We start from the raw sequence: 21250 nt of genomic DNA, 5'->3' as shown, positions 1-21250 counted from the left end.
AAGGGTGTGCCTGGGGTGCCCGCGGAGCAGCACAAGGGGAGGAGACGGGATGACACCGGATTCACTACGGGCCGCGCTTCGAGGCGTACCCGATCCCGATTGGCTGGACACGGCGCTGCGCCGGGTCCCGGTCGAGCCCACCGAGATCACCCGACTCTTCCCCGCCGCCGGCCGGCGTTGCGGTCGGGCCGCGCTGCCCGACGCCCCCGGCTGGACCGCCGACGACGCGGCCCGGGTGCTGCTGCTCACCAGCCTGCCCGGCGACCACGCGGCGTACGCCGAGCGCCTCTACCAGCACGGTGACGCGGCCGAGCGCCGAGCCGTGCTGCGGGCCCTGCCGCTGCTGCCGATCGGCGACGCCGGTGTGCCGTTGCTGCACGACGCGATCCGGACCAACGACACCCGGCTCGTCGCCGCCGCGCTCGGCCCGTACGCCCAGCACCTCGCCCCGGCCGCCTGGCGGCAGGCGGTGCTCAAGTGCGTGTTCAGCGGTGTTCCCCTCGCCGTGGTGGCAGACCTGGACGCCCGGGCGGACGGGGAGTTGGCGGCGATGCTGGCCGCGCTGGCCGCCGAGCGGCACGCCGCCGGCCGGGAGTTGCCCGCCGACGCCACCGACCTGCTCGACCGGCTCACCGCCGCACTGCCCCGGGAGGCGTGAATGCGTATCTTCGACCCGCACATCCACATGACCTCACGCACCACCGACGACTACGAACGGATGGCCGCCGCTGGGGTCCGCGCGGTGGTGGAGCCGGCCTTCTGGCTGGGTCAGCCCCGCACCAGCGTCGCCTCGTTCGCCGACTACTTCGACTCGCTGATCGGCTGGGAGCCGTTCCGGGCCGGGCAGTTCGGGGTGCGGCACCACGCGACAGTGGCACTGAACCCCAAGGAGGCCAACGACCCGCGCTGCCGGGCGGTGCTCGACCTGCTGCCCCGCTACCTGGACAAGGACGCGGTGGTGGCGGTCGGCGAGATCGGGTACGACTCGATGACGCCGGAGGAGGACGAGGCGTTCGCCGCGCAACTCGCCCTCGCTGTGGCGTACGACCTGCCGGCGCTGGTGCACACCCCGCACCGGGACAAGGCGCGCGGCTGCGAGCGGACCCTCGCCGTGGTCGCCGAATCCGGCATCGACGCGGGTCGCGTGGTGGTCGATCACCTCAACGAGGTGACCGTCAAGCTGGTCCGGGACAGCGGCTGCTGGCTTGGTTTCTCCATCTACCCGGACACCAAGATGACGCCGCAGCGGATGGTGGATCTGCTCCGGGAGTACGGCACGGATCGGATGCTTGTCAACTCGGCCGCCGACTGGGGGCGCTCCGACCCACTGCTGACCCGGGCCACCGGCGAGGCGATGCTGCTGGCCGGGTTCAGCGACGACGACGTCGACAAGGTGCTGTGGCGAAACCCGGTGGAGTTCTACGGGCAGTCCGGGCGGCTCGACCTCAGCGACCTGGACGTCACCGCCGCCGTGGACCCGCAGACCGGCAACTCGATCCTGCGCGGCGGCAGCTGATGCGGCTGCGACACAGCGGCGGCGACACCATCCACCTCGGCTACTGCACCAATGTGCACCCCGCCGAGGAGTTCGCCGGCATCCTCGGTCAACTGGACACCTACGCCGTGCCGGTCCGCGAGGCGCTCGGCAGTGACCTGCTCGGGCTCGGCCTGTGGCTGGCGGCCCCGGTCGCCGCCGCGCTGGCCGCCGACCCGACGCTGCGCCGCCGGCTGCGCACCGAACTGGTCGCGCGCGGTCTGGAGGTGGTCACCCTCAACGGCTTCCCGTACGCGGCCTTCCAGGCGCCGGTGGTCAAGCAGGACGTCTACCACCCGGACTGGACCACCGAGCAGCGCCTCACGTACACGCTGAATCTGGCCCGGGTGCTCGCCGACCTGCTGCCCGACGACGCCGCCCGGGGCTCGATCTCCACGCTGCCGCTGGCCTGGCGGCAACCCTGGGACACCGGTCGGGCCGACGCGGCCCGACGCCGTCTGGATCAGCTGGCCACCGGCCTGGCCGCAGTCCAACGGGAGACTGGCCGTGAGGTGCGGGTCGCCTTCGAACCGGAGCCGGGCTGCGTGGTGGAGAGCACCGGCCAGGCCGCCGCGCTGTTGTCCGGCATGGACACCGAGAGGTTGGGTGTCTGTCTCGACCTGGCCCACCTGGCCTGCGCTTGGGAGGAGCCGGCCGAGGCACTGGAGCGACTGCGAGCGGCCGGGCTGCCAGTGGTGAAGGTGCAGGTCTCCGCCGCCGTCGAGGCGGCCGACCCGCAGGGCGGGGCCGACGCGTTGCGCCGCTGGGTGGAGCCACGCTTCCTGCACCAGACCCGGGGCGCCGGGTGCGCAGGCCTGACCGACCCGGCCGACCCGGCGTACGCGGCCGACGACCTGGACGCCGCACTGGATCAGGCGCTGCCCGGCCCGTGGCGGGTGCACTACCACGTGCCCCTGCACGCCCCACCCGAGGAACCGCTCGGCTCCACCCTGCCGGTGCTGCGCACCGCCCTGGCCGCGCTCTTCACCGGTCCCACGGCGGGCTGCGACCACCTGGACGTGGAGACGTACACCTGGGGGGTGCTGCCGGCCGCACGGCGGCCCGGCACCGACGCGGAGCTGGCCGCCGGCATCGCCGCCGAGCTGGCCTTCGCCCGGGACGAGTTGATCGGCCTGGGCCTGACTTCGGAGCAGACCACGACAGCGGGGGTAACGCGATGAGCCGGCAACTGGTGGTGCTCGACGTGGTCGGGCTGACCCCGCGACTGCTGGCGCACATGCCCCGGCTACGCGGGGTCGCCGACGGCGGCTTCCGGGCCGAGCTGGGCACCGTACTGCCCGCGGTGACCTGCTCGGTGCAGTCCACCTTCCTCACCGGGGAGCCGCCCAGCGGGCACGGGATCGTCGGCAACGGGTGGTATTTCCGGGAGCTGGGTGAGGTGTTGCTGTGGCGGCAGCACAACGCGCTGGTCGGCGGGGAGAAGCTCTGGCAGGCGGCACGTCGGGCCGAACCCGGCTACACCGTCGCCAACGTCTGCTGGTGGTACGCGATGGGCGCCGACGTCAACTGGACGGTCACCCCACGCCCTGTGTATTACGCCGACGGGCGCAAAGAGCCGGACTGCTACACCGACCCGCCGGAGCTGCACGACGCGCTCACCGGGCGGCTGGGCACCTTCCCACTGTTCACCTACTGGGGGCCGACAGCCGGGCTGCCGTCGTCGCGGTGGATCTGCCAGGCCGCCGAGCAGATCCTGGCCGACGTGTCACCCGACTTGACCCTGGTCTACGTCCCACACCTCGACTACGACCTGCAACGCCACGGCCCGTCGTCGGCCCAGGCCGCCGCTGCGGCGGCCGAACTGGACACGGTGCTCGGGCCACTGCTGGATGCCGCCCGGGCTCGGGACGCCACAGTGGTGGTGCTCTCGGAGTACGGCATCACCGACGTGTCCCGGCCGGTCGACGTCAACCGACTGCTGCGCGCCGAGGGGCTGCTGCGGGTGCACACCCAGGCCGGCATGGAATACCTCGACCCGTGGACGTCGAGGGCGTTCGCGGTCGCCGACCATCAGGTCGCCCATGTCTACGTCCGGGATCCGGCCGACGTGCCGGCAGTGGCGAAACTCTGCGCCGGCCTGCCCGGGGTGGCTGAGGTGCTCGACGCCGACGGAAAGGCCGCACACGGGCTGGACCATCCGCGTGCTGGCGAGTTGGTGCTGGTGGCGGAGCCGGACGCCTGGTTCACGTACTACTACTGGCTGGACGACGCCCGAGCACCGGACTTCGCCCGGCTCGTGGAAATTCATCGGAAGCCGGGTTACGACCCGGCGGAGCTGTTCTTCGATCCGGCCAACCCCGGTGCCGCGAAGGCTCGCGCCGGGGTGGCCCTGGCCCGCAAGAAGCTCGGTATGCGCTATCTGATGAGCGCGGTCGGCCTGGACGCCGGCGCGCGGGCGGTGCGCGGCTCGCACGGGCGGCTGCCGGACGACCCGGCGGACGCCCCGGTGCTGCTCTGCTCCGACCCGGCAGCTGCCCGGGACAAGATCGCGGCCACCGCCGTGAAGGCACTGCTGCTGGAGTTGGCCGGGCTGGGTGCCGGCGGTATGGACGGGTCGGGGGAGAGAGCATGACGGTTACCGTCGCGCCCACCGATACGAGTGGGCTGCGGGAGCGCTTCGACGCGGAGCTGGCCGGGTTCCTTGAGCGGCAGGGCCCGGACTGGCCGGACGGCGCGCCGCGCGGCGTGTTCACCGCACTGCAACGGTTCGTGCTGGCCGGCGGAAAGCGGCTACGCCCGCTGTTCTGCTACTGGGGCTGGCGCGGCGCTGGGGCGGCCGACGGCACCCCGATCGTGGTGGCGGCGGCGGCCCTGGAGCTGTTCCACGCATTCGCGTTGATCCACGACGACATCCTGGACGGCAGCGACCGCCGCCGCGGTGAGCCGTCGGTGCACCGGCTCTTCGCCGATCTGCACGCCCGTTCGTCGTGGCGCGGGGACCCGGAGGCGTACGGCCGCAACACCGCGCTGCTCTGCGGGGACCTCTGCGCGGCCTGGTCGGATCAGATGTTCCACGAGTGTGGGCTGAGCACCGAACAGGTGCACCGGGGGTACGGCGTGTTCGCGCTGATGCGTACCGAGGTGATCGCGGGGGAGTACCTGGACCTGGTCTCGGGCGTGGGTGACGGCTCGGTGGCCAGCGCGCTTACCGTGATCCGGATGAAGGCTGCCCGGTACACGGTGACCCGGCCGTTGCAGATCGGCGCGGCCCTGGCCGGCGCGGGGCCGGAGCTGATCGCCGCGCTGGGCGAGTTCGGCGACCCGCTGGGCGACGCGTTCCAGCTCCGCGACGACGTGCTGGGTGTTTTCGGGGACCCGGCGGTAACTGGTAAGTCGGTCCTGGACGACCTGCGTGAGGGCAAGCCCACTGTGATGATGGCGCTTGCCCGCAGCGCTGCCGACCGGCCGCAGACCATCCGGCTGCGGGAGCTGTTCGGCAACCCGGCGTTGGACGCCGACGGCGCGGCGGAGCTGCGCGGGATCATCGAGGTGACCGGCGCGCTGGAGCGGATCGAGCAGATGATCCGGGTCCGGACCGAGGCCGCGCTCGCCGCTCTGCAGAGCGCGATGGTGGCCGACGAGGCTCGCGCGGCGCTGGTTGCGCTGGCCGGTCAGGCGATCGACCGCCGCGCCTGATCGGTGACTTTCGGCCAGATCGACGAAAGTTGATGCTGAACCACCGGAAGGTATGGACACATCGACACTCACAACTTAGTGTCGTGACCAACGCCACAATGTTTCGTCGAGGTGAACCGGCGGCGCGGTAACCCATCGACCCCCACCATCACCGCTACGGCATCCGGCGCGACGGCGCGCGCCCGGCCTGGCAGTCACTCGTCAGGAAGGGGCAGCACAGATGTCTATGAAGGACGCTCCCAAACATCGATCCCGACGATGGTTCTCCGCTGGATCAGCACTGCTGCTGGCGGTCGCCGCCGGCACGGTCACACTCGCCGCAGGCTCGGCCCCCGCACAGGCGCACACGATCGTCGCCAGCGACTTCCAGCAGGTCGAGCTGGCCCGTGGTGTGACCGACATGGGTGAGCCGATGTCGCTGGCGGTGCTGCCGGACCGCTCCGTCCTGCACACCGCCCGCAACGGCACCCTGCGCCGCACCGACGCCAACGGCACCACCTCCGTGATCGGCACCCTGTCGGTCTACACACACGACGAGGAGGGTTTGCAGGGCGTCGGCGTCGACCCGGGCTTCGCCACCAACCGGTACATCTACCTCTACTACGCCCCGCCGCTGTCCACCCCCGGTGGCGACGCGCCGGCCACCGGCACCGACTTCTCGGCCTGGAACGGGGTCAACCGGCTCTCCCGGTTCACCCTCAACTCCGACTTCACGATCAACCAGGCGAGCAAGGTCGACGTGCTCGACGTGCCGGCCAACCGCGGCCTGTGCTGCCACGTCGGCGGGGACATCGACTTCGACGCCGCCGGCAACCTCTACCTGTCCACCGGCGACGACACCAACCCGTTCGAATCGTCCGGCTACTCACCACTGGACGAGCGGACCAACCGCAACCCCGCGTACGACGCACAGCGCAGCGCCGGCAACACCAACGACCTGCGCGGCAAGATCCTGCGGATCAAGGTGAACGCCAACGGCACCTACTCCATCCCGTCGGGCAACCTGTTCGCACCCGGCACGGCCAGGACACGGCCGGAGATCTACGCGATGGGGTTCCGCAACCCGTTCCGGATCAGCGTGGACAAGGCCACCGGTGTCGTCTATGTCGGTGACTACGGGCCGGATGCCGGCACCACCAGCTCTACCCGTGGGCCGTCCGGCCAGGTCGAGTTCAACCGGGTCGCCGCGCCAGCCAACTACGGATGGCCGTACTGCACCGGCACCAACACCTCCACCGAGACGTACAACGAGTGGGACTTCGCCTCGAGCACCAGCGGTTCGAAGTACAACTGCTCCGGCGGGCCGACCAACAACTCGTTCCGCAACACCGGCCTGACCACCCTGCCGCCCGCCCAACCCGCCTGGATCCGCTACGCCGGCGACGCCGGCACCCCGACCGAGTTCGGCGGCGGCTCCGAGTCCCCGATGGGTGGCCCGGTCTACCGGTACAACGCCTCGTCGACCTCCACCACCAAGTTCCCGCAGTCCTTCGACGGGCAGTTCTTCGCCACCGAGTTCGGCCGCGGCTGGATCAAGCCGATCCACGTCAACTCCGACGGCTCCCGGGGCACCATCGACACCTTTCCCTGGGTCGGCAAGCAGGTGATGGACTCGGCGTTCGGCCCGGACGGCGCGTACTACGTGCTCGACTACGGCACCGGCTACTTCAACGGTGACGCCAACTCGGCGCTCTACCGCTTCGACTACGTCGGCGGCGGCAACCGGGCGCCAACCGCGGTGGCCAACTCCAACCGGACCTCCGGTGCGGCCCCGCTCGCGGTGACCTTCTCCTCGGCCGGCTCGTCCGACCCCGAGGGAGGCGCGTTGACGTACTCCTGGAACTTCGGTGACGGGACCACCTCCACCGCGGCCAACCCGTCGAAGACCTACACCGCCAACGGCAGCTACACCGCCACCCTGACGGTTCGGGATCCGCAGGGTGCCACCGGCAGCAGCAGCGTGCAGATCAGCGTCGGCAACACCGCGCCCACGGTGACCATCAACAACCCCGGCAACGGTCAGCTGTTCAGCTTTGGCGACACGGTGCCGTTCAGCATCACGGTGACCGACCCGGAGGACGGCACGATCGACTGCACGAAGGTCAAGATGACCTACGTGCTCGGGCACGACCAGCACGGGCACCAGATCACCTCGAAGACCGGGTGCTCCGGCTCGATCACGATCCCGGTCGACGGTGAGCACGACGACGCGGCGAACATCTTCGCGATCTTCGACGCCGAGTACACCGACGCCGGTGGGCTGACCACGCACACCCAGCACACGCTGCCGCCACGGCACCGGCAGGCCGAGTTCTACGGCACCTCGTCCGGGATCAACGTGTTCAGCAAGACCACGGCCGAGGGCGGCAAGACCGTCGGCGACATCAACAACGGCGACTGGATCGCGTTCCAGCCGTACCGGCTGGGCAACGTGACCTCGTTCAACGCCCGGGTCTCCTCGGCCGGAGCCGGTGGCACCCTCCAGGTGCGGGCCGGCTCGGCCACCGGCACGGTGCTCGGCTCGGCCACGGTCCCGGTGACCGGCGGCTGGGAGACCTTCGCGACGGTGACCGGCACGATCAGCAGCCCGCCGACCGGCACGACCACGCTCTACCTGACCTTCGCCGGGTCGGGCACCGGGGCGCTCTACGACCTGGACGCGTTCACGTTCGTCACCGGCACCGCCTCCAGCGGAGGCGGCCCGATCAAGGGTCTGGGTGGCAAGTGCCTGGACGTCCGCAGCGCCGCGACCGCCGACGGCACGCAGATCCAGATCTACACCTGCAACGCCAGCGCGGCGCAGACCTGGGCGATCACGCCGAACTCCACGATCAAGTCGTTGGGTAAGTGCCTGGACGTCTCCGGTGCCGGCACCGCCGACGGCACCAAGATCCAGCTCTACACCTGCAACGGGACCGCCGCGCAGAACTGGGCCGCGCAGGCCGACGGCACGATACGCAACGCCGGGTCCAGCAAGTGCCTCGACGTCACCGGCAGCAGCTCCGCCGACAGCACGGTGGTCCAACTGTGGACCTGCACCGCCGCCGCCAACCAAAAGTGGATCCTGCCCTGAGCTGAGTGGTGGGGCCCCCTGTCACCGCCTACGGTTGGGCAGGGGGCCCTTCCTAACCACAGTTAGGAGAGCGATATGCGCAGACGCCTGCGACCCGTCCTCGGTGCGGCCATGGCGGCACTCGCCGTCATCGCCTGCACCACCCCGGCGAGCCCGGCGAGCGCCGCCGACGCTCCGTACGACGTGCTGGTCTTCTCCAAGACCGCCGGTTTCCGGCACGACGCGATCCCTGTCGGCATCCAGACCATCCGTGACCTGGGCGCGGCGAACAACTTCACCGTGACCGCCACCGAGGACGCCGCCGCATTCACCACCGCCAACCTCGCCCAGTACGAGGCGGTCGTCTTCCTCAACACCACAGGTGACGTGCTCAACGCCAGCCAGCAGACCGCCTTCGAGTCGTACATCGGCTCCGGTCGTGGTTACGTGGGTGTGCACGCGGCCTCCGACACCGAGTACGACTGGCCGTTCTACGGCAACCTGGTGGGCGCGTGGTTCGCCTCGCACCCGGCGATCCAGCAGGCCAACGTCAAGGTGGAGGACCGGGGGCACGCGGCGACCGGCCACCTGCCGCAGACCTGGACCCGCACCGACGAGTGGTACAACTACCGGACCAACGCCCGCTCGACCGCCCACGTGCTGGCCACGCTGGACGAGTCGTCGTACTCCGGGGGCGGGATGGGCGCTGACCACCCGCTGAGCTGGTGCAAGAGTTACAGCGGCGGCCGGTCCTTCTACACCGGTGCCGGGCACACCCAGGCGTCGTACGCGGAGCCGGCGTTCCGGACCCATCTGCTCGGCGGCATCCGGTACGCCTCCGGTCGGAGCAAGGCCGACTGCCGGCCCGAGACCGGCTACACCCCGATCTACAACGGTTCGACGACCGGTTGGTCGCAGGCGGGCCCGGGCAACTTCACCAACTCCGACGCCACCCTGACCTCGGTGGGCGGTATGGGGCTGTTCTGGTACAACGCCAAGCAGTTCACCAACTACTCGCTGAAGCTGGACTGGAAGCTTGCCGGTGACGACAACTCCGGCATCTTCATCGGCTTCCCGCCGTCCACTGATCCGTGGTCCGCCGTGGACAACGGCTACGAGATCCAGATCGACGCGACCGACGCCGCCGACCGCACGACCGGTTCGGTCTACACCTTCAAGTCCGCCGACACCGCGGCCCGTGACGCTGCGCTGAACGCGCCGGGGGAGTGGAACACCTACGAGTTGCTGGTCGAGGGTGAGCGGCTACAGATCTTCCTCAACGGGGTGAAGATCAACGACTTCACGAACACCAACCCGGTCCGCTCACTGGCCGGCCACATCGGCATCCAGAACCATGGCACCGGTGACGACGCCTCGTTCCGCAACATCCGGATCAAGGAGTTGGGCACCACGCCGCCGCCGACCGGCACGATCCAGGCCGAGGCCTTCAGCTCGGCCAACGGCGTCTCCGCGTTCGCCAAGGCGGGCGCCAACGGTGGGCAGACCATCGGCTACATCGACCCGGGAGACTGGGCCGCGTACAGCGGTGTGGACCTGACCGGGGTCACCTCGTTCACCTCCCGGGTCGTCTCCGGCGGCGCGGGTGGCACCATCCAGGTGCGTACGGGTTCGGCGACCGGTCCGGTGCTCGGTTCGGTCGCAGTGCCGAACACCGGCAGTTGGACCACCTTCGCCAATGTGAGCACCGCGTTGTCCGGCGTCCCGTCCGGCACCCAGAACCTCTACCTCACCTTCACCGGTAGCGGCACGGGGCTCTTCGACGTGGACGACTTCACCCTGGTCAAGGGGAGCGGGGGCACTCCCGGCGTCGGTCCGGTCAAGGGCCTCGCCGGCAAGTGCCTGGACGTCCGCAACGGCGGCACCGCCGACGGCACCCAGATCCAGATCTACACCTGCAACAGCAGCACGGCGCAGACCTGGACCGTCACGTCGGGCTCGACGATCAGGGCGCTCGGCAAGTGCCTGGACGTCAACGGCAGCGGCACCGCCGACGGCACCAAGATCCAGCTCTGGACCTGCAACGGCACCGGCGCGCAGAACTGGGCGGCCCAGTCCGACGGCACCCTGCGCAATCCGTCGTCGGGCAAGTGCCTCGACGTCTCCGGTAACAACTCGGCGGACAGCACCGCCGTGCACCTCTGGACCTGCCTCGGCGCGGCCAACCAGAAGTGGACCCTGCCCTGACCGACTGAGCCGGGAGGGGCCGCCGGTCGCGGCGGCCCCTCCCGGCCTGTCGATATGGCCCACCCCCGGCTTGCCGAGGGTTGGATTACTGGGCGCGGACGACGCTGGCGGTGCCCTCTGAGAGCGGTATGCCTGTGAGTCATAAATATGACTCACAGGTATACCGCTCATGACAATGTCGCCGGGTCGCTGGCGTGGCATCGAATCGGCCAGCCGCATTGCATGGACGCCGCAGACCGGCCCACAGCCGGCTGCCGTACCTTGACCAGCATGGGGCGGTTCGCGCAGTGGCGCGGGATGGTGCTGGCACAGGGGCACCGGCTGCGCGGTGCGCTGCGCCAGGCCGAGGAGCCCGACGACCCGCTTGAGCCGACGCCGAGCCTGAACCGCCTCGACGCGCTGGTGGAGGGCTTCGCCGCCGGCCAGCCGGTGCGTTGGAAGCTGGCTGGGCAACCCCGGCCGCTGCCGGGCCCGGTCGACGTGGTGGCCTACCGGATCATCGAGGAATCGTTGACCAACGCGTGCCGGCACGCTCCGGGTGCGCCGGTCGCGGTCCACCTGCGCTACGACGCCACCGGCATCACCATCGAGGTACGCGACGAGGGCGCTGGTTCCGTCCCGTCAGCCGGGGGCGCCCAGGGCGCCGGGCGAGGTCTGCTCGGGGTACGCAGGCGCGCGGAGCGGCTCGGCGGCACGTTGTCCGCCGGCCCGCGCGCCGGCGGCGGCTTCGTCGTCCGGGCCGTCCTGCCGGCGCCGGAGGAGATGGCCGAATGATGATCGGGCTGCGGGGCTTCCGCGATGGGGTGCCGCGGAAATAGGGTGGGGTCGGCGACCGTGCTGGTGGCCGGTGACCCGGTGGGAGGCGCAACCCGCTGGGCTCAGGTGTGTTCCGCACCCACCGGTGACCGCTCCGACGCCATGCACGTCCGGTCACCCTCGCCCTGGTCCCGCACATGGAATCCCCATTACAACAGGGGAGAAGAACAATGGCGCGACCCATCACGCTCTTCACCGGCCAGTGGGCCGACCTGCCTTTCGAGGAGGTCTGCCGGCTTGCCTCCGAGTGGGGCTACGACGGTCTGGAGATCGCCTGCTGGGGCGACCACTTCGAGGTCGACAAGGCGCTCGCCGACGACTCGTACGTCGAGCGCAAGCGGGAGACCCTCGCGAAGCACAACCTTGAGGTCTTCACGATCTCCAACCACCTGGTCGGTCAGGCGGTCTGCGACCACCCGATCGACGAGCGGCACCAGGACATCCTGCCCGGCCGCATCTGGGGCGACGGGGAGCCCGAGGGGGTCCGCCAGCGGGCCGCCGAGGAGATCAAGGACACCGCGCGGGCGGCGGCGAAGCTCGGAGTGAAGACGGTCGTCGGCTTCACCGGTTCGTCGATCTGGCACACCCTGGCGATGTTCCCGCCGGTGCCGCCGTCGATGATCGAGCGCGGCTACCAGGACTTCGCCGACCGTTGGAACCCGATCCTCGACGTGTTCGACGAGGTGGGGGTGCGGTTCGCGCACGAGGTGCACCCCAGCGAGATCGCGTACGACTACTGGACGACGAAGCGGACGCTGGAGGCGATCGGCAACCGGCCCGCGTTCGGGCTGAACTGGGACCCGTCGCACTTCGTCTGGCAGGAGCTGGACCCGGTGAACTTCATCCTCGACTTCGCCGACCGGATCTACCACGTGGACTGCAAGGACGCCAAGGTGCGTACCGGGGATGGCCGGCGTGGCCGGCTCGCCTCGCACCTGCCCTGGGCCGACCTGCGCCGCGGGTGGGACTTCGTCTCCACCGGGCACGGCGACGTGCCCTGGGAGGACTGCTTCCGCGCGTTGAACACGATCGGCTACACCGGCCCGATCTCGGTCGAATGGGAGGACGCCGGGATGGACCGGCTGATCGGTGCCCCCGAGGCGTTGCAGTTCGTTCGCCGGCTCGCCTTCGACGCCCCGAGCGCCGCTTTCGACGCGGCGTTCAGCAGCAAGGACTGACCGGACCCCGGACAGACCACGGGCCGGTCGCCCTGCGGCGACCGGCCCGTCGACGTGCGATTGGTCAGAGCGTGCTGGCGTTCGTGCCCGAGCCGGACGGCTTGGTGCGGGGGTTCGTGGACGACGGCGACCCGGAGGTCGTGCCGACCGTGCTGGTGCCCGCCTTGGCGCCCACGGTTGCGGGCGTGCCGGCGAACGCGTCGTCGGCGGCGGTCAGCTCCTGCTTGCCGGTGCTGCCGTTGCCGGTGCCCAGCTTCTCGCCCAGTCTGGTCTGGCCGAGCTTGTCCTTGCCCTCGCTGTAGAGCTTGTTGGCCTGGGCCTGCGCGACCCCGGCCGCCTCCTGGACGGTCGGGTGGTCGAGCACCTTGCGGCCCCGAACAACGAGCTCCTCGTACTTTTCCCGGCCGGCACGGGCGCCCAGGACGAATCCCGCAGCCAGCCCGCCAAGAAACATGATCTTTCCGCGCATGGCGGCTCCTTCCGTACCTGACGCGCCGTCGCCTCGGCGAGTTGCCCCGTTGGAAGGCGACCAATCCGCGCCTGCGTCCTCTGTCCGCAGCTAACTACCCATCCTGCTCTCCACTCAAGCATGCTTGTGCCGGGATGGCGATTTACCCTAATTGTCGATGCGTTGCGTCTCCTGACCTGCACGCCTTGATCATTAGAGGGTGGGTCAGAACCCACTGGACCGGCACCGGGGGATGTCCTGTATTCTTTTCCCGTCGCACGGCGCCGGCGAGATCCGGAGTCGAGCGGTGCACGATCCCCTGTAGCTCAATTGGCAGAGCAGCCGGCTGTTAACCGGCAGGTTATTGGTTCGAGTCCAATCGGGGGAGCTTCTCCACCCAGCGCCCGTCGGCAGTCCTGCCGACGGGCGTTTTCGTGTGCGTGCCACCGGTTTCGCCCTCCCTCGACCTGCTTGCCCGGCAGGATGGTCGATGTCGACTCAGACTCCCGCTGCGTCGATTGATGCGTCGATTCTTGAGGTGAGTGCGGATGTCCGGACGAGGCGGCAGGGCCACGCTGATCGCGGTGGCGGTCGTGCTGGCCTGGCTGGTGATCGGCGGCGTGGCCGGGCCGTACTCCGGACGCCTCAGCGAGGTCGCCACCAACGACAACGCCGCCTTCCTGCCCACCGACGCCGAGGCGACCCGCGCCCAGGACCTCACCGGCGACTTCGTCGACCGGCAGACCATCCCGGCACTTGTCGTCTACGAGCGGCCCTCCGGGATCACCGACGCGGACCGGCAACGGGTCAACGCCGACGCCACCCGGTTCGCCCAGGTGCCCGGAGTCCTCACCCCGCTGCCCCCGCCCATCCCGAGCGAGGACGGTCAGGCACTGCAGGTCGTCGTGCCGGTGGACGACGCCGAGGGGGAAGAGATCGGCTCAGTCGTCAAGCAGTTGCGCGACATCACCGGCGGCGACCGGGACGGGCTCACCGTGGACGTCTCCGGGCCCGCCGGCCTGCTCGCCGACCTGATCGAGGTCTTCTCCGCCATCGACGGGCCACTGCTGCTGGTCACCCTGGTCGTGGTGCTGATCATCCTGTTGGTGGTCTACCGCAGCCCGGTGCTCTGGATCTTCCCGCTGCTCGCCGCCGGAATGTCGTACGCGCTGGCTTCGGTCTTCGTCTACCTGCTCGCCGACGCCGACGTGGTCAAGCTCAACGGGCAGGCACAGGGCATCCTCACCGTGCTGGTCTTCGGTGCCGGCACCGACTACGCGCTGCTGATGATCGCCCGCTACCGGGAGGAACTGCACCGCCACGACCGCCCCTGGGATGCCATGCGTACGGCGTGGAAAGGCGCCGCTCCGGCCATCATCGCCTCCGGAGGCACGGTCATCGTCAGCCTGCTCTGCCTGCTGTTGTCCAGCCTGAACTCCAACCGGGCACTCGGGCCCGTCGCAGCGATCGGCATCGCGGCCACCCTGCTGGTGATGCTCACCTTCCTCCCCGCGCTGCTGGTCCTCGGCGGCCGATGGGCGTTCTGGCCCAGACAGCCCCGAGCGGACCAGGCCGACCCGCGGGCCGAGCACGGCATCTGGAGCCGCGTCGCCGGCTTCGTGGCCCGGCACGCCCGACCGATCTGGCTGAGCACCGCAGTCGTGCTGGCCATCCTCACGCTGGGCCTCACGCAGCTCGGCGCCACCACCCTCGGGCAGTCCGACCTGTTCACCCAGCGCACCCAGTCGGTGGACGGCCAAGAGGTGATCACCCGGCACTACCCGGCAGGCACCGGCAGCCCGGCCACCATCTTCACGACCGAGCAGACCGCCCGGCAGGTTGCCCAGGTGGCGCAGAGTGTGCCCGGCGTCGCCGAGGTCCGCCCGCTCACCACCGGCCCGCAGACCGGCCCACCCAACCCGGACGCCACACCGAAGGTCGTCGACGGGCGGGTGCAACTGGAGGCGACCCTGGCCGACCCGCCCGACAGCGACCGCGCCGAGCGGACCATCCGTGAGCTGCGGGTGGCCGTACACCGGGTGCCCGGCGCGGACGCGGTGGTCGGCGGCTTCACCGCGATCAACGTGGACACCTCCGACGCCGCCAAGCGCGACCAGAACGTCATCATCCCGGTGGTGCTGGTGGTCATCGCGGTCATCCTGGCCCTGCTGCTACGGGCGCTGCTCGCCCCGTTGCTGCTGATCGCCACGGTGCTGCTCAGCTTCGCGGCCACCCTCGGTCTGTGCGCGCTGCTGTTCCGTCACGTCTTCGGCTTCCCCGGTGTGGACTCGTCGTTCCCGCTGTTCGCGTTCGTCTTCCTGGTCGCCCTCGGCATCGACTACAACATCTTCCTGATGAGCCGGGTGCGCGAGGAGTCGGTCAAGCGCGGCACCCGCGCCGGTGTGCTCGGCGGCCTCGCCGTCACCGGCGGGGTGATCACCTCGGCCGGCATCGTGCTCGCCGCGACCTTCTCCGCCCTCGCCGTCCTGCCACTGGTAGTGCTTGTCGAGCTGGGTACGGCGGTCGCGATCGGGGTACTGATCGACACCATCATCGTCCGGTCGCTGCTGGTGCCCGCGCTCGCGTACGACATCGGGCCGAAGATCTGGTGGCCGGGCCGGTTGTCCCGGGCGAACGGTGAGCGGGAGGCGCGCAATGCTGGCTGAGACCGACGTGGTCATCGTCGGCGGCGGCCTGGCCGGCCTCGCCGCCGCCCGCCGGCTGCACCGCGCCGGCATGCCCTGGCGGCTGCTGGAGGCCAGCGGCAGGCTCGGCGGCCGGGTCGCCACCGACGTCGTCGACGGTTACCTCATCGACCGTGGCTTCCAGGTGCTCAACACCGCCTACCCCCAACTCGGCACGCTGCTCGACACCGAACGGCTCGACCTCGGGTACTTCACCTCCGGCGTGCTGGTGCGCAAGGGCGACGACCTGCTGCGGCTGGTCAACCCGAGACGCGAGCCGATCGGCGGCCCGCGCACCGCGCTCGCCGGGGTCGGCTCCCTGCTCGACCGTCTGCGCTTCGCCGCGCTCGCGACCGGCTGCGCCACCCTGCCCACGTCCCGGTTGCTCGCCGCACCGGAAACCAGCTCCGAGACGGCGTTGCGCCGGGCCGGCCTCTCCGACGCGATCATCGAGGAGTTGTTGCGGCCGTTCCTGTCCGGCGTGCTCATCGATCGGGAGCTGGCCACCTCCAGCCACGTACTGGCGATGGTGTTGCGCTCCTTCGCCCGCGGCCGGATCGGCCTGCCCGCCGAGGGCATGGCGGCGCTGCCACGGGCCATCGCCGACCCGCTGCCGGCCGACCTGCTCAACCTGGACACCCCGGTCGCCGAGGTCACGCCCGGCCGGGTCCGCACCCAGGCCGGCGACATCCGCTGCCGGGCCGTCGTGGTCGCCGTCGACCCACCCGCCGCGCCCGCGCTGCTGCCGGCCCTGGCGACGGTACGCATGCACAGCTACACCACCTACTACCACAGCGCACCCGAGCCGCCGCTTACCGAGCCGATCCTGCTCATCGACGGCGACCGGCGGGAACTCGTCGCCAACACGGTGGTGCTCAGCAACGCCGCCAGAACGTACGCGCCCGCCGGACGGCATCTGGTGGCCACCTCGGTGGTCGGCCCGACACCCCCGCCCGAGCCGACCGTACGGGCCGAGTTGACCCGGCTGTACGGCCAATCCACCGCCGACTGGGCCCACCTCACCACCGTGGCCGTCCCGAACGCACTACCCGCCGCGCTGCCACCGCAAGGGCTGCTGCGTAAACCGGTCGCGCTGGGTGAGGGCCTGTTCGTGGCCGGTGACCACCGGGACAGCCCTTCCATCCAGGGCGCCCTCGCCAGCGGCTGGCGCACCGCCGGGGCGGTGTTGGACGAGCTGCGCGTCGGCTGACAGGCGTAGCCGAGCACGCTGTTATATTCCTGTTGCCCATCGTGCCGTCCAGGCGTGGGCACCGGCCGGCTCGGTGCTGGCTGCTGATCGCCGAGCGGGATAAGATCCGGCGCGGTGTTCGGGGCGGTAGCTCAGCCGGTTAGAGCAGGGGACTCATAATCCCTCGGTCGCGGGTTCGAGCCCCGCCCGCCCCACCATCGCCGGTAGCCTGCGCACGCGCACGCGCACGCGCTCGTCCGTCCAGACGAGCGCGTTCGGCCGGCGAACCGGGTCGAACTCCACATGGGCGGCCGGGTTGAAGGCGATCAGTTCTGGGTGAGATCCGTGAGGCTGTCGTCTCCGGCACGGATCTTGCTGCGGGGTTTGCACACCGTCGTGAGCGACGTGCCGCGACCCCGGGTTTCAGACGACACCGATTGGCGGTTGCGGCCATGACAGGAACCGACGGAGCGACCGTCGTACGGCGGGGGACGCGAGCGCTGACCGTACTCGCCGGGCTGGTCGCCGTCGCGTACCTCCTGTTGCTGGTGTTTGTGGCCTACCTGGCCACGATCCAAGCGGCCAGCGTGCTGGTTCCTCTCGTCGCCGGGAGCGGTCTCGGGCTCGTGGGCTCGCTCGCCGTATTCGCGGCGAACGCGAGGCTGGCAGCCGGGCGGGGCGGTGGGCCAACCCGCGGTCTGTTGTGGGGCGTTGTCGCCTTGACCGCGGTGGGCGCGGCTGCCCTGGTCGTGGTGGGGATCCTCTATCTGATCAGCTCTGACTCGACGGTCGGGCTCATCACGCTCGCCTCGGTCATCCTGCTGCTCGGGCCGCCGATCCTGGCGGCCGTGTCCCTGCCTGCCGCCCGCGGCCGCTGAAACGAGACCGGCGCGATGTGTTCCAACAGTGGGCCATGCAGCATGGATGGGCCTTCGTTCCAGCACCGAACGTCGACTGGGGCAGCCGCCTACCGGGCCGTAATCGACGTGGTGTCTCCCTGGCCGCGTTCGGTTCGATTGGCGGCTACCAGGTCAGCGTTGCCGAATACTCCTACACCGAGACCCACACCTCCACCAGCGGCGACGGAATGGGCGGCACGACCACAACCACGTCCAGCCACAGCCATCCCTACGTGGTGATCGTGGTCCACCTCGACGAGCCTCATCCCACGATCTCCGTACAGCCACGCTCCGCCGTCTCCCGAATTGGTCAAGTCATGTTCGGTGGCGCCGGGCCCGTGACCGGCGACCAGAACTTTGACAAGCACTACCGGGTGGCTGGCGATCCGGTAGCCGTGCGGCAGCTCATCGGGCCTGTCGTACGAGCCGAACACCTCGCTGGCACCGTGCCACTCTGGGCCCTGCATCAGACAGAGTTGATGACCTACCGGCCTGGCCGAATCGACAGCCCGCACCAGATCCCCAACCTGGCCGCACCCTTGATCCGCGTAGCTGCCCTGCTGACGTTCAAAGATCAGCGGAAGTTGTGAAGCGGTCCTTCGCAGCAACGATGGAGGACCCCACAAGCTGCGTCGAGGGCCGCCGCAAGTTCCGTGTTTCGATCGCGGAGCAGGAACAGGTGTAGGGGTGCCGGCACAAGCACAAAGCGAGGTACGCCTCGGAGTTGTCGGCCCCTGGGAACGTCAGCCCATCCCCGGTGATCGACCACCTGGCCAACCACCGGATCTCGCGAGGTCTCCCCGACGATAACCGTGCATGACGGATTTCTCCGAGAGCCGAGAGCCGCTCGCTTCCGGATCTGGAGACCCCTCTGTTGCCAACGCCTTGACACGGGGAGGTGCCGTTAGCGAGACAGGCCCACCTGCAACTCTGATGTAGGTTCTCGTTGGTCTTGTCCCTGGAGGCTCGACCGACCTGGACGCGCCTGCGGTTTCTCAGCGGTTTGGCGCCTGGTTCTTCTCATTGGTGTGACGCTTTCCTGATGATCTTGGTGTCGTCGCCTGCCTCGTGCGGTGATGGCGGGCTCGTGGCCGCTAGCGATCGTGTTGCCGCAGGCGTTCGAGGGATGGGTGGCCGCGTCGGTTGAGCGGCCTGGCAGGATCGCCGGTTGGATCTCGGTCCGTTCGGGATCGACGGGGCGAGTCCTTCGGGACGTTCGGGAAGGCGGCGGGGCGTTGTCCGACGGGGAGGTTGTTCGCGTCAACGGCGTCGATTTGTTTGTGCGGCGGTTCGGCGATCCGGCGTTGCCGCTGCTGGTGGTGATCCATGGCGGTCCGACGTGGGACCACTCGTATCTCCTGCCGGCGGTCGCCGATCTGGCCGACGTGGCCCATGTAGTCGCTTTCGATCTACGCGGCTGCGGGCGTAGCTGTCGCGCATCTCCGCTGGGGACACTGCCTATCACTGCGTTGCAGCCGGATTTCCTGGCCGACGACGTGGCCGCCTTGGTTCGCTATTTGGGTGTGCAGCGTGCGGATGTGCTCGGGTTCTCGTATGGAGGGCGGATCGCCATGCGGGTTGTCGATCAACACCCGGGCCTGGTGCACCGGGTGATCCTGGCGTCGACGACCGCATACGAGGACTTTCAGGAAGAGCTTGAGAGATCGGCGGACTACCAGCACCGCGGCGCGTTGTGCACCGAGGTCCGCTTCGACGATCCGGCTTTGGTCGGCCCGGACGCCGCCGATGGTGCGCTGAGCCGGGCGATGGCTGTGGGCAGCGCGCCTCGTAACATCTGGCGCCTTGACCGGTTGGCGCAGTGGCATCAGGTGCTGGACGTGGTCCGCTTTTCCAGTGACTGGAACGAACCGTTCGCGGCTGGCGCGCTGCGACCCGGTGGGCCGGATGATCCGCCTCGGGTCCTGCGGGAATGGGGCGGGCCGGTGTTGGTGTTGCAGGGCGCCCGCGAGATGAGCTTCCCGATCGGCGTTGCGCGGCGGCTGCATGCCGAAGTGCCGGCGAGCACGTTGGTTGAGGTGCCGGAGGCTGCGCATATGGCGCACTTCGACAATCCAACAGTGTGGTTAGGTGCCGTTCGCGAGTTCCTGCGCCCTCCTGCTGGGTAAGCCGTGGATGGTCGGTGAAGCACGGTCTTCTAGGTTGCTCGGGCGATCTCGTGCTGGCGAGGGCCGTGTAGCTGGTTTGCCCCGGGACGATAGGTCACCTGCACGGACGACAAGCGATCTTCAATATTGATAGGCATCTCAAAATAGTCGAGCGCCTTAAATATCAACTTCCGGAGCCGCGCCGACAACGTCTCAGTGAGATTTCGCGAAGTGACAAACCGAGCGACAGATTGATGAGAAAGTGCAAGATTCATTGAGAACCTGCAATCGGCTGTGGGTTCTCGATGTAGATGTCGGTCCCATGCTCGCTGAGCTGGACCTGTTGGAGGGCTTCCCAGCGTTCTGTCGGCAGCTTTTTCTCATCGATCTGTCGTTTTCTAGACGATCTATGTGGCACGCGCTGCCTGACTAAGATTGTGGCGTCTGGGGTTAGCGGCAGCGTTACCGCAGACGTCCTGGTGGGAACGCCGGTCGCCGAGGCTTTGCGCCTGATGCGCTCACACAATGTGGACCAGTTGCCCGTCCGGACCTCGCACGGCCACGTGGTCGGGGTGTTCAGCCATAGGTCATTCGCCCGAGGCCTCCCGTACGTCCCGGGACAGAACCCGCTGGCTTCGCCGGTGGACGATCTGGTTGAGGATCTGCCCTTCATGGCGTCTTCGGAGCGAATGGAGAAAGTACTTGAGCCGCTGGCCAACGACAACGCAGTCCTGGTCGGCGACGAGGAGCGGCTGCTCGCCGTCGTGACACCCGCTGATCTCAACCGGTTCCTGTGGGGGCGTACCCAGCCGTTCCTGCTGCTGGATATCGAGCTCGGCGTACGCGACATGATGCGCTCTTGCTGCGCCGTCGACGACCTGACCGCGTCGATCACCGCGGCGCTGCCCGCGGATGTCGAGGTCGCGGAGCCCCGCCTGGAGAACCTGACCTGGTCCCAGCTCACCACAGTGCTGCTACACGACGCGAACTTCGGCCGGTTCTTTCGGCACCGCTTCGGGCGGAACCGGGGGATCGTGAAGGTCGCCCTGGAACCAGTCCGCGAGATCAGGAACAAGGTGTTCCACTTCCGTGGCGAGATCTTGCCCGAGGAGGTGCAGAGCTTGTCCGAGGCCGTGACCTGGGTCCGGCGTCGCGCCATCATGAGCGGCGGCGGCCGGTGAGGTACCTGTACGTGCATCAGCGAGAGCTGTTGGAGAAGCTCCAGGACCCGTTGTGCCCGCGGGCCGGTGTGGTCCTCGCTCCCCCCGGCGCTGGCATCCGCACCGCTGTCCTCCAGCACGTGGCCGACGTCGCGCCAACGTCGCTTGTGATGGTCGTGACGCGGACCGTCGAAGAGGCCCGCCAGTGGGCTAGCCGGCTCGTGGACCGGGGCGTGGCAGTGCGACTGCTAGTACGACAGCCGCCGTTCGTGAGGTGACCTCGGATCCCGCGGGAACGAGGACGGCCACCGCATGATCGTCTG

Annotated in this window: 16 protein-coding genes, 2 tRNA genes and 1 pseudogene; 18 read left to right on the top strand and 1 reads right to left on the bottom strand. The window is 69.4% G+C overall.

The window, feature by feature from the left end; translation table 11 throughout:
- The first annotated feature begins 49 nt into the window (after positions 1 to 49).
- The 9 genes from ACLQ28_RS33290 (at position 50) to ACLQ28_RS33250 (ending at position 12442) form a co-directional block, all read left to right on the top strand.
- Positions 50 to 658: an EboA domain-containing protein gene (locus ACLQ28_RS33290; RefSeq protein ID WP_425690224.1), complete on the top strand. Its 609-nt coding sequence runs from the start codon at positions 50 to 52 to the stop codon at positions 656 to 658.
- Positions 659 to 1516 (top strand): TatD family hydrolase, encoded by an 858-nt coding sequence (locus ACLQ28_RS33285; RefSeq protein ID WP_425690223.1) that lies wholly within the window; start codon positions 659 to 661, stop codon positions 1514 to 1516.
- Positions 1516 to 2715 carry a metabolite traffic protein EboE gene (eboE, locus tag ACLQ28_RS33280; RefSeq protein ID WP_425690222.1) on the top strand — a complete coding sequence of 400 codons (1200 nt, stop codon included), beginning with the start codon at positions 1516 to 1518 and terminating at the stop codon, positions 2713 to 2715. Before ACLQ28_RS33285 ends, eboE begins: the two co-directional genes overlap by 1 nt.
- Entirely contained in the window at positions 2712 to 4127 is a 1416-nt protein-coding gene (locus tag ACLQ28_RS33275; RefSeq protein ID WP_425690221.1) for an alkaline phosphatase family protein, read from the top strand. Before eboE ends, ACLQ28_RS33275 begins: the two co-directional genes overlap by 4 nt.
- Positions 4124 to 5191 (top strand): polyprenyl synthetase family protein, encoded by a 1068-nt coding sequence (locus ACLQ28_RS33270; protein ID WP_425690220.1) that lies wholly within the window; start codon positions 4124 to 4126, stop codon positions 5189 to 5191. Before ACLQ28_RS33275 ends, ACLQ28_RS33270 begins: the two co-directional genes overlap by 4 nt.
- A gap of 220 nt (positions 5192 to 5411) precedes the next feature.
- Positions 5412 to 8264, top strand: a complete 2853-nt coding sequence (locus ACLQ28_RS33265) for a PQQ-dependent sugar dehydrogenase (protein ID WP_425690219.1) — start codon at positions 5412 to 5414, stop codon at positions 8262 to 8264.
- Between the two features lie 75 nt (positions 8265 to 8339).
- The gene (locus tag ACLQ28_RS33260; RefSeq protein ID WP_425690218.1) at positions 8340 to 10448 is read left to right on the top strand and encodes a ThuA domain-containing protein; all 2109 of its coding nucleotides are present in this window, start codon (positions 8340 to 8342) and stop codon (positions 10446 to 10448) included.
- A 270-nt stretch (positions 10449 to 10718) separates the two neighbouring features.
- Positions 10719 to 11222 carry a sensor histidine kinase gene (locus tag ACLQ28_RS33255; protein ID WP_425690217.1) on the top strand — a complete coding sequence of 168 codons (504 nt, stop codon included), beginning with the start codon at positions 10719 to 10721 and terminating at the stop codon, positions 11220 to 11222.
- 212 nt (positions 11223 to 11434) lie between these two features.
- On the top strand, positions 11435 to 12442 hold the full coding sequence (locus ACLQ28_RS33250; RefSeq protein ID WP_425690216.1) for a sugar phosphate isomerase/epimerase family protein: 1008 nt from the start codon (positions 11435 to 11437) through the stop codon (positions 12440 to 12442).
- Between the two features lie 64 nt (positions 12443 to 12506).
- On the opposite strand, the gene ACLQ28_RS33245 is transcribed toward ACLQ28_RS33250, so the two are convergent.
- Complete coding sequence (locus ACLQ28_RS33245; RefSeq protein WP_363616202.1) at positions 12507 to 12911, bottom strand: hypothetical protein; 405 nt, start codon at positions 12909 to 12911, stop codon at positions 12507 to 12509.
- Between the two features lie 294 nt (positions 12912 to 13205).
- Between ACLQ28_RS33245 and ACLQ28_RS33240 the strand changes: the two genes are divergently transcribed.
- The 9 genes and pseudogenes from ACLQ28_RS33240 to ACLQ28_RS33200 all read left to right on the top strand — a co-directional run bounded on the left by ACLQ28_RS33240 (position 13206) and on the right by ACLQ28_RS33200 (position 20948).
- A tRNA-Asn gene (locus ACLQ28_RS33240) sits at positions 13206 to 13278 on the top strand.
- A gap of 160 nt (positions 13279 to 13438) precedes the next feature.
- Positions 13439 to 15556: an MMPL family transporter gene (locus ACLQ28_RS33235; protein ID WP_425690215.1), complete on the top strand. Its 2118-nt coding sequence runs from the start codon at positions 13439 to 13441 to the stop codon at positions 15554 to 15556.
- Positions 15546 to 16784 (top strand): NAD(P)/FAD-dependent oxidoreductase, encoded by a 1239-nt coding sequence (locus ACLQ28_RS33230; protein WP_425690214.1) that lies wholly within the window; start codon positions 15546 to 15548, stop codon positions 16782 to 16784. The genes ACLQ28_RS33235 and ACLQ28_RS33230 overlap by 11 nt, the downstream gene beginning before the upstream one ends.
- A gap of 120 nt (positions 16785 to 16904) precedes the next feature.
- A tRNA-Ile gene (locus tag ACLQ28_RS33225) sits at positions 16905 to 16981 on the top strand.
- 234 nt (positions 16982 to 17215) lie between these two features.
- A complete protein-coding gene (locus ACLQ28_RS33220; RefSeq protein ID WP_425690213.1) occupies positions 17216 to 17641 on the top strand; it encodes a hypothetical protein in 426 nt (141 codons plus the stop codon).
- Positions 17642 to 17676: 35 nt separating this feature from the next.
- Positions 17677 to 18252, top strand: coding sequence for a hypothetical protein (locus ACLQ28_RS33215; RefSeq protein ID WP_425690212.1), 576 nt, complete (start codon positions 17677 to 17679; stop codon positions 18250 to 18252).
- Between the two features lie 645 nt (positions 18253 to 18897).
- Positions 18898 to 19788, top strand: a complete 891-nt coding sequence (locus tag ACLQ28_RS33210) for an alpha/beta fold hydrolase (RefSeq protein WP_425690211.1) — start codon at positions 18898 to 18900, stop codon at positions 19786 to 19788.
- A 290-nt stretch (positions 19789 to 20078) separates the two neighbouring features.
- Positions 20079 to 20354: pseudogene (locus tag ACLQ28_RS33205) on the top strand (CBS domain-containing protein); the annotation flags it as partial.
- A gap of 102 nt (positions 20355 to 20456) precedes the next feature.
- Complete coding sequence (locus tag ACLQ28_RS33200) at positions 20457 to 20948, top strand: hypothetical protein (protein WP_425690245.1); 492 nt, start codon at positions 20457 to 20459, stop codon at positions 20946 to 20948.
- The last annotated feature ends 302 nt before the right edge of the window (positions 20949 to 21250 follow it).

Source organism: Micromonospora sp. DT201, assembly GCF_049841575.1.
GTDB lineage: Bacteria > Actinomycetota > Actinomycetes > Mycobacteriales > Micromonosporaceae > Micromonospora.
The sequence above is the reverse complement of the archived record's forward strand: the minus strand, read 5'-3'. Positions and strand labels throughout refer to the sequence as shown.